General features: G+C 54.7%; 9 protein-coding genes and 2 CRISPR repeat arrays. Of the genes, 3 read left to right on the top strand and 6 right to left on the bottom strand.

The features are described from left to right. Positions 1-1,314 (top strand): hypothetical protein (locus tag ACP5J3_RS09895; protein WP_428495540.1); only part of this gene is annotated, 1,314 nt, incomplete at its 5' end. A gap of 400 nt (positions 1,315-1,714) precedes the next feature. Here the strand turns inward: ACP5J3_RS09895 and ACP5J3_RS09890 are convergent. Genes ACP5J3_RS09890 through ACP5J3_RS09870 form a run of 5 tightly spaced genes read right to left on the bottom strand, consistent with a single transcriptional unit; the run spans position 1,715 to position 3,807 of the window. Continuing rightward, the gene (locus ACP5J3_RS09890; RefSeq protein WP_428495539.1) at positions 1,715-1,894 is read right to left on the bottom strand and encodes a hypothetical protein; all 180 of its coding nucleotides are present in this window, start codon (positions 1,892-1,894) and stop codon (positions 1,715-1,717) included. Next, positions 1,887-2,324 carry a hypothetical protein gene (locus ACP5J3_RS09885; RefSeq protein WP_428495538.1) on the bottom strand — a complete coding sequence of 146 codons (438 nt, stop codon included), beginning with the start codon at positions 2,322-2,324 and terminating at the stop codon, positions 1,887-1,889. The genes ACP5J3_RS09890 and ACP5J3_RS09885 overlap by 8 nt, the downstream gene beginning before the upstream one ends. After that, a complete protein-coding gene (locus ACP5J3_RS09880; RefSeq protein WP_428495537.1) occupies positions 2,321-2,908 on the bottom strand; it encodes an ABC transporter ATP-binding protein in 588 nt (195 codons plus the stop codon). Before ACP5J3_RS09880 ends, ACP5J3_RS09885 begins: the two co-directional genes overlap by 4 nt. Further along, on the bottom strand, positions 2,895-3,323 hold the full coding sequence (locus ACP5J3_RS09875; protein WP_014288163.1) for a hypothetical protein: 429 nt from the start codon (positions 3,321-3,323) through the stop codon (positions 2,895-2,897). The genes ACP5J3_RS09880 and ACP5J3_RS09875 overlap by 14 nt, the downstream gene beginning before the upstream one ends. Further along, positions 3,301-3,807, bottom strand: a complete 507-nt coding sequence (locus tag ACP5J3_RS09870; protein WP_428495536.1) for a hypothetical protein — start codon at positions 3,805-3,807, stop codon at positions 3,301-3,303. Before ACP5J3_RS09870 ends, ACP5J3_RS09875 begins: the two co-directional genes overlap by 23 nt. On the opposite strand from ACP5J3_RS09870, the gene ACP5J3_RS09865 reads away from it, so the two are divergent. After that, entirely contained in the window at positions 3,806-4,153 is a 348-nt protein-coding gene (locus ACP5J3_RS09865) for a hypothetical protein (RefSeq protein WP_428495535.1), read from the top strand. The genes ACP5J3_RS09870 and ACP5J3_RS09865 overlap by 2 nt on opposite strands. Positions 4,154-4,317: 164 nt before the next feature. On the opposite strand, the gene ACP5J3_RS09860 is transcribed toward ACP5J3_RS09865, so the two are convergent. After that, positions 4,318-4,722: a hypothetical protein gene (locus ACP5J3_RS09860; protein ID WP_428495534.1), complete on the bottom strand. Its 405-nt coding sequence runs from the start codon at positions 4,720-4,722 to the stop codon at positions 4,318-4,320. A gap of 152 nt (positions 4,723-4,874) precedes the next feature. Continuing rightward, positions 4,875-5,440: direct repeats of the CRISPR family, unit length 25 nt; unit sequence GTTTCAACTATCTTTTGATTTCCGG. Between the two features lie 95 nt (positions 5,441-5,535). After that, positions 5,536-5,967: direct repeats of the CRISPR family, unit length 25 nt; unit sequence GTTTCAACTATCTTTTGATTTCCGG. Between the two features lie 76 nt (positions 5,968-6,043). On the opposite strand from ACP5J3_RS09860, the gene ACP5J3_RS09855 reads away from it, so the two are divergent. Continuing rightward, positions 6,044-6,336, top strand: a 293-nt coding sequence (locus tag ACP5J3_RS09855) for a hypothetical protein (RefSeq protein WP_428495533.1), incomplete at its 3' end; no start/stop codon positions are given.

The raw sequence follows: 6,336 nt of genomic DNA, 5'->3' as shown, positions 1-6,336 counted from the left end.
GTTACATGGTATCTTGATAGGTTATTCCCTATTTTATTAGTAGCTGGTGCTGTAATTTACAAAAGTGGCTACACGACTCTAGGGCAGTTGCTTATGGAGGTGCCTATCGTGGCGTATTACGTACCTGGCCTCGTCTTAGCCGCTGTAAGGCTTTACCTATCTATAAAAAAGACGGAAAATAAAATCCTCTCGGCGCTGTTCGGCGGAGTATTCCTCACATCAGTATTTTGGATAGGTGCGACGTGGCTATTAGGTGAGTTGTATATAAGTGGTTTACTAGACGTCGGAGATCTCGGCGATTTTCTATACGTTGCAATTTCAGTATTAGTGTATCTGTCACTGATGAAGGTCGTGGACATTGTTTACAGTAGGCGGCTGGCCGGCGTGGGCAGAGTAGACGGCGGCTATCTACATGTCGAGAGAAGAGCAGCCTACGGCGGCTTCACCTTTGGGCTCGGGACAAAGTCGTTTGTACTAATCGGCGGAGAGGACCCCGCCGTGCTGGAGATGATTAGGCTACACGAGGAGTACCACGCGAAGAACAGACACCCCATGAAGCTCCAGCTGTACCTCCTGGCCGCGCTCCTCCTCACGGGTATCATGATAAGACACGGCCTATGGAACACGCCGGTCTACCCCACGGCTGTTTTGGCGCTCGCCGTCGGCTTCCTAGTCTTCATAAGGGCGCTGGAGACAGCCGCCGACGCCTACACATGGCGCGTCCTGGGGCCTGAAGCGTATGAGCGCTTCAAGACGTTTCTCAAGCTGAGGTACGGCGTAGAGGAGCCGTGGAGGGCCCCCCTCTGGTCTAGGCTCACCCACACCTCGCGCAGAGACGTCACCCTCACCACAGGCGACCCCATCGGCGCCCACTGGAGGCTTGAATTCCCCCTAGCGGGCGCCCTGGCCTCTCTATCCATAATAACCTGCAAGTACTACCTCTTGCCTCAGGACATTATCTACATCACGCTCCCAGCCGCCTTCGCCGGCTTCCTCGCGTTCTCCACCTCCCTGGCATACGTAGCGAAGCCCTTAATCCGCAGATTGGCAGGCCCCGCCTTCACAGACCGCGGCGTCTTCAACCTCGGCGCCTTGTCCTCAAGCGTCTACACAACCGCCGCCGCTGCCACAGTAGCCCTAGGCCCGTGGTCCCATGCACTGGCCTCCGCGTTTCTAGCCTACGCCATGCGCCACTACCTAAACAGCTGGAGACGCGGAGTAGCCCTCACAGCAACCGTATATCCCGTATACCTGGCGCTAAACACCGCCGTCATGTCGCTACTTCATGAGATAAGCCCACCACAACCCGTGTAACGGAGAAGGCGGGCTGGCAGGGGAGGGGACACTTGGCACACCGCGCCGAGGCGCCCCACTCCCACGCCGCGGGGCCGAGGGCCGTCCCGGCCCACAACCACAACCTCCAGTTGCCTGGAGGCTATTGACATCTGGCCGCAGTGCGGACAGCCGCCGCAGAGAGGCGCATCAGCTGTTTCACTTTTGATTTCAAACCCCGACTCAAAGCGGGCTTGTGCATCTCACTGGCGTTTCAACTATCACATCCCAACAAACGCCGATAGGCAACGACAGCAACCCGCTGTGTACAGCGGCGGGTCCGCCGGGGCGGGGCCTAGAGGCATTTTTTAAATTTAGGCTTAAGCAACTCCGTGTCTCTTGCCGAGGAGGTCAAGAGGGTGTTGATGGAGACCCGGATATACTAGCAGAGGTGCTGGTCTCCAGACCTGAGATAATTTACAAGGCCTTGGCCCAGCTGGCCCCGTGGCAGAACCTGGCTACTAAACAAGAATCTCCACGGGCCGTCTTCAGCCGGCCCTAGGCCGATCTGTGCATCCTCAACGACGGCGGCCGGGGTCGTGATGACGCAATACCTAGCCAAGCCGCGTCTTGGGGCATTCGGAGTATTTTATAAAGGCGAGGCCGGCGTTTAGAACTAGGTACATCAACGGCTGTTCTATCGGCAATCCCATGAAGAAGACCGCGGGCAGTACGAGGAGCCACAACGCGGCCGTCAACACGGCTACTACGACCAAGGCGGTCGCGAAGCCCCGCCTACATCCCCCTATCTTGAATGCTAGACTCCAAGCCGCGTACACCGCCAGCTGTATGAAAAACGACGCGAACACGGCAGTGGGCACGAAGAAGCTCCAAGTCGCGTCGACGGACTCCCTCACCAAGACCGGCTGCCCCAGCCGCTGGGCCTCCTCGAGTATGAGCCTCTCAAGAGCCTGGCGCAACTCGTCCTTCCTCAAGACTATGTCGGCAAATGTCCAGAGGGCCATGAAGACCGCGCTTGCGACCGACCTCACGGCTTTAAAGACAAGAAGTCGACCTGCAGAGTCGCCTTCAGGGGGACGCGCGCCGTCAGGACCAACACGCCGTCCCTCGACCTTCTCAACAACTCGTTGTGGAGCTCGGCGGATTTCTCAGGGGATACGCTGACGTAGGGATCGTCCAAGACGAGCAACTTGACCTTGGGCGCGACCGCCAATGCAGCGGCCAGCTGGGCCAACCTCTTCATCCCCTGCGACATCTTGCCCAACGGCAAGCGCCCAGGCACGCCTGCCAGTTCGAGGGCCTCCTCGGCCGAGTCCTCAGCTCCGTAGAACGACGCGAGCGCCTCCACGTATTCGAAAGCCTTAACCCTATCCGGCAGATCCACGACCTCCGGCAGGAAGAATATATAGTCCCTAGCCCTTGGGACAGGCACGCCGTCTAGGAGCACGGAGCCGCTGAGCGGTTTCAGCAGAGAGGCTATTGTTTTGGCCAAAGTCGTCTTGCCGACGCCGTTAGGCCCGTAGAAGACTATCGACTCGCCCTTAGCCAGCTTAAAGTCCAAGGGCTTTGTCAAGGGCTTGTCATAGCCGACGACTAGGCCTCTAGCCTCCAACATATCTGGCCAACGTGAGAGCCACGGATAATAAAACTATCAGCGAGAACAAAGGCGCGTAGGGCAGGGACGCGAGCCCGACAACAGTCGGCGCGAGGGCGCCCGCGACCACAGCTCCGCGCGGCCGCTTAGGGTTTCCGCGGGGCTCCAAGACCACGTAGCCTTTCTCCAGCCTCAGCTCCACGTCTACGCCCAGGGCGATGTACTGCGCCGTCTCGTGGACGTAGATATACGCAAACGGCGCGAGGAAGACCTCTATAGATATAAGGCAATAGGTCCGACAAGAGGCGAGGAGGAAGCACAGAGCTATCGCCGTCGCTCCCAGCGCCAGATAAGCCCTAAACACGGCGTTTTTTAACATGAGCCTGCTGAGGGCGGAGAGGAACCCAACGACGTTATTGGCCGGAGCTAAGTACATGGCGGATCTCCTCGGAAAGCTTGGGGAGGATAGGAAGAAGGGCCGCCGCGGCGAGGAGCTGAGGGTAATGCGACAGATACCCGGCGACGAAGAGGGCCAGCAACAACGCAACGGCGTCCTCGTTCCTGAAGATATCCGGCTTCAACGACCATATAGACGCCGTCCACAACGCAATAAACGCCGTGTGGGTAAACACGTCGCACTCCTTGAATAGGCACACGGGGAGCGATACGGCTAGGAGCCAGAAAAACGTGACGATCGGCTTCGCCGAGGGGCGGCCCTTGAGGAGATGATATATACGTAGGCGGCTGTCCAAATAAGTGTCTAAAGACGCGCCGAAGATCAAGCCGTAGGACGCCAGGAGGAACAAAGCCAAGGCAGCCAGCTGGACGGGCGTCATGGGAGGAGGCGACGTTGCGGCGAACTGGGATAGACCCCTTATAGAGATATTGGCCGCGCCGCCGACTGTTAAGTAAACCGCCATGAACGCCGCCGCGAGAAGAGCCTTCGCTACGGGATGCAACGTCGACATGCGCAAGGCTCCCCGGCCCATCGTGGTGATAAGCCTAGCCCTCGCCAGCGCCTCGAATACGGCCACGGCGGCAACGCCTACAGGCAGGAGGGGCGCAACGGCGATAAGAGACGCCACGAGGAGCGCGGGCCTCCTACGTAAGGCCGCTAGGAGAGGGGCGACGAGAAGCGTCGGCGATCTCCACGCCGCCGTCAACAAGACGGGCAACGACGCCGAATACGTCACCGCCGCGGTCGCCAAGAGGCCCCTGGCGCTGAAGATAGCCGGCAGAGGCCCGGATATCCTCCTCTCCGCGTAGACGCACAGTATGTATATTAATAGGAAATAGGCTGAACTCTCCATTTGAATAAAGCCAAAAAAGACTTCTGTAGTAATCATAACAAACATTATTAATATTAATAAAATTATAAAATAAATATCCATAAATATATATTTAAGATGGTAGAGGAAAAAGCTGAGCATTTACGGGCTATAGCAGATGCATATATTTTTTACGTAGAGCCACCCCACCTCCAAGCCGCAACTCTGCACCTTGCTACAGAACCACCACTTACAAGCAGCGCAGGAGGCGAGGGAGCCTAGGATCGCTATGGCTACTACAGCGGCTATGATTAACACCACGACGAAGACGCCGTAGTACCTCCTGGGCACGACGAAGGCCGAGGCCACCCCGAGCGCCAACATGGCCGCAATCAGGGCAGGTCCTGGATAGATAGTCTTATAGCCAGCGGACGCAACCACCGTGAAGAACGGATACCAGCTCTGCGCGGCGAACGGAGCCGCCAATACCAACGATATCTCTATCAACAACAGCCCTACAACTACGCCGTATATCACCGATATATAGTTATTTCCAGCGATTCGCATGGCTTGCTAATAACATCGTAGTTATTCTTTACTTCGACTAAAAGCTAAATTTTTGTATCGATAGTCGATACTACGTGCTGTGCTGATACACCACGCCTATGATCACCTCGGCGGTCGAGCATTTTAGCGGCCGGCCTCATCTCGCCTATCATGTTTCAACTATCTCTTGATTTCTGGATAGCATGAAAAGTGATATCCACTTGGCTATATCTCCATCAGGGTTTCAACTATCTTTTGATTTCCGGACGTTCAAGGAGCTGATAAACACATTCATAGCGCAGTGCATGTTTCAACTATCTTTTGATTTCTGGCTTCCTGATCAGTCAACTCATAATGGTAAGGCGTTACCCTCTCCAGGTTTCAACTATCTTTTGATTTCTGGGTGGGGGACGCCATGAGGCTGTGCGCCTCTGCGCCAAGTGTTCCGTTTCAACTATCTTTTGATTTCCGGTCGATGAGAATAAGTCGTGCGATGTATATGAGGTTGAATATGGGTTTCAACTATCTTTTGATTTCCGGTTAAGTATTCAGCCTGTACGCAACGACGCCTCCTCGTAACTCGTTTCAACTATCTTTTGATTTCCGGGCTCCGATACAATGTAAATAGAGGCGAGAGCTATATATACATCTCGTTTCAACTATCTTTTGATTTCCGGCGCCACTAGCGAGGGCGAGGCCTTCGCCCGCGCAATTGTTTCAACTATCTTTTGATTTCCGGCGTATGCCCGCGCCAGGGGGGCGCGGGCTCTGCGGCCATCTTTTGATTTCCGGTGAAGCCGCTGAGAATGACCATAGATGCGCCGCGCTACTACGCGTTTCAACTATCTTTTGATTTCCGGGATGCTTGCAGAAGCCGGGAGTTGTATATTGTTTAAGCAGATCGGTTTCAACTATCTTTTGATTTCCGGTATGAACGTAGATCTCAAAATCAAGACTAGGAAGTACGTGTTTCAACTATCTTTTGATTTCCGGCGACCCTTTTTCTTTTGGTCTTTGGTCTCATAAGAACATAGAAGTTTCAACTATCTTTTGATTTCCGGGGAGCACATTGACGCTCATATAAACAGCAACTGGTACAAGGTGCGTTTCAACTATCTTTTGATTTCCGGGGTACCCGACAACCTCACCGTATCCGCCGCCGGCGGGGTACGGTTTCAACTATCTTTTGATTTCCGGTTAGACGCAGAGAGGGAGGACTTCATGCGGGTGGCGGAGAGGATGTTTCAACTATCTTTTGATTTCCGGAGGACTGTCAAGGGTGTGCTCCGAGAGCACACACTCATAGAAAAAATTCTTTTAATAATAAGGTGAGCTAGCTCACATGCCTTGTAGAGCGCGTAAGCATGTGTGTCTAGATGAAGACGCCCTCCGCGTTCTTGAGGAGACAAAAACGCTTCTAAAACGGCCCGCGTCTTACATAATATCAGACGCGTTAAAGCTGTACAATATGCTTTTGAAGAGGGGGTATCTACACGCCGCGTGGAGCCTAGCCGCCGGCGTCCCAATAGTGGTGAATAACAATGTGGTGAACAACGCCCCGGTGTACAACATCAACGACTTAGAGGTCAATATCTACGCCGCTGATATTGAGATGCTCCGCGGCGTGTTTCAGTC

Source organism: Pyrobaculum sp., assembly GCF_049971835.1.
Taxonomy (GTDB): domain Archaea; phylum Thermoproteota; class Thermoprotei; order Thermoproteales; family Thermoproteaceae; genus Pyrobaculum.
The sequence above is the reverse complement of the archived record's forward strand: the minus strand, read 5'-3'. Positions and strand labels throughout refer to the sequence as shown.

What these genes read in the sequence shown, in the direction of transcription:
- ACP5J3_RS09860 (WP_428495534.1), bottom strand. Translation starts at nt 4,722, where the DNA reads ATGCGAATCGCTGGAAATAACTATATATCGGTGATATACGGCGTAGTT.
- ACP5J3_RS09875 (WP_014288163.1), bottom strand. Translation starts at nt 3,323, where the DNA reads ATGTACTTAGCTCCGGCCAATAACGTCGTTGGGTTCCTCTCCGCCCTC.
- ACP5J3_RS09865 (WP_428495535.1), top strand. Translation starts at nt 3,806, where the DNA reads ATGAACGCCGCCGCGAGAAGAGCCTTCGCTACGGGATGCAACGTCGAC.
- ACP5J3_RS09870 (WP_428495536.1), bottom strand. Translation starts at nt 3,807, where the DNA reads ATGGCGGTTTACTTAACAGTCGGCGGCGCGGCCAATATCTCTATAAGG.
- ACP5J3_RS09880 (WP_428495537.1), bottom strand. Translation starts at nt 2,908, where the DNA reads ATGTTGGAGGCTAGAGGCCTAGTCGTCGGCTATGACAAGCCCTTGACA.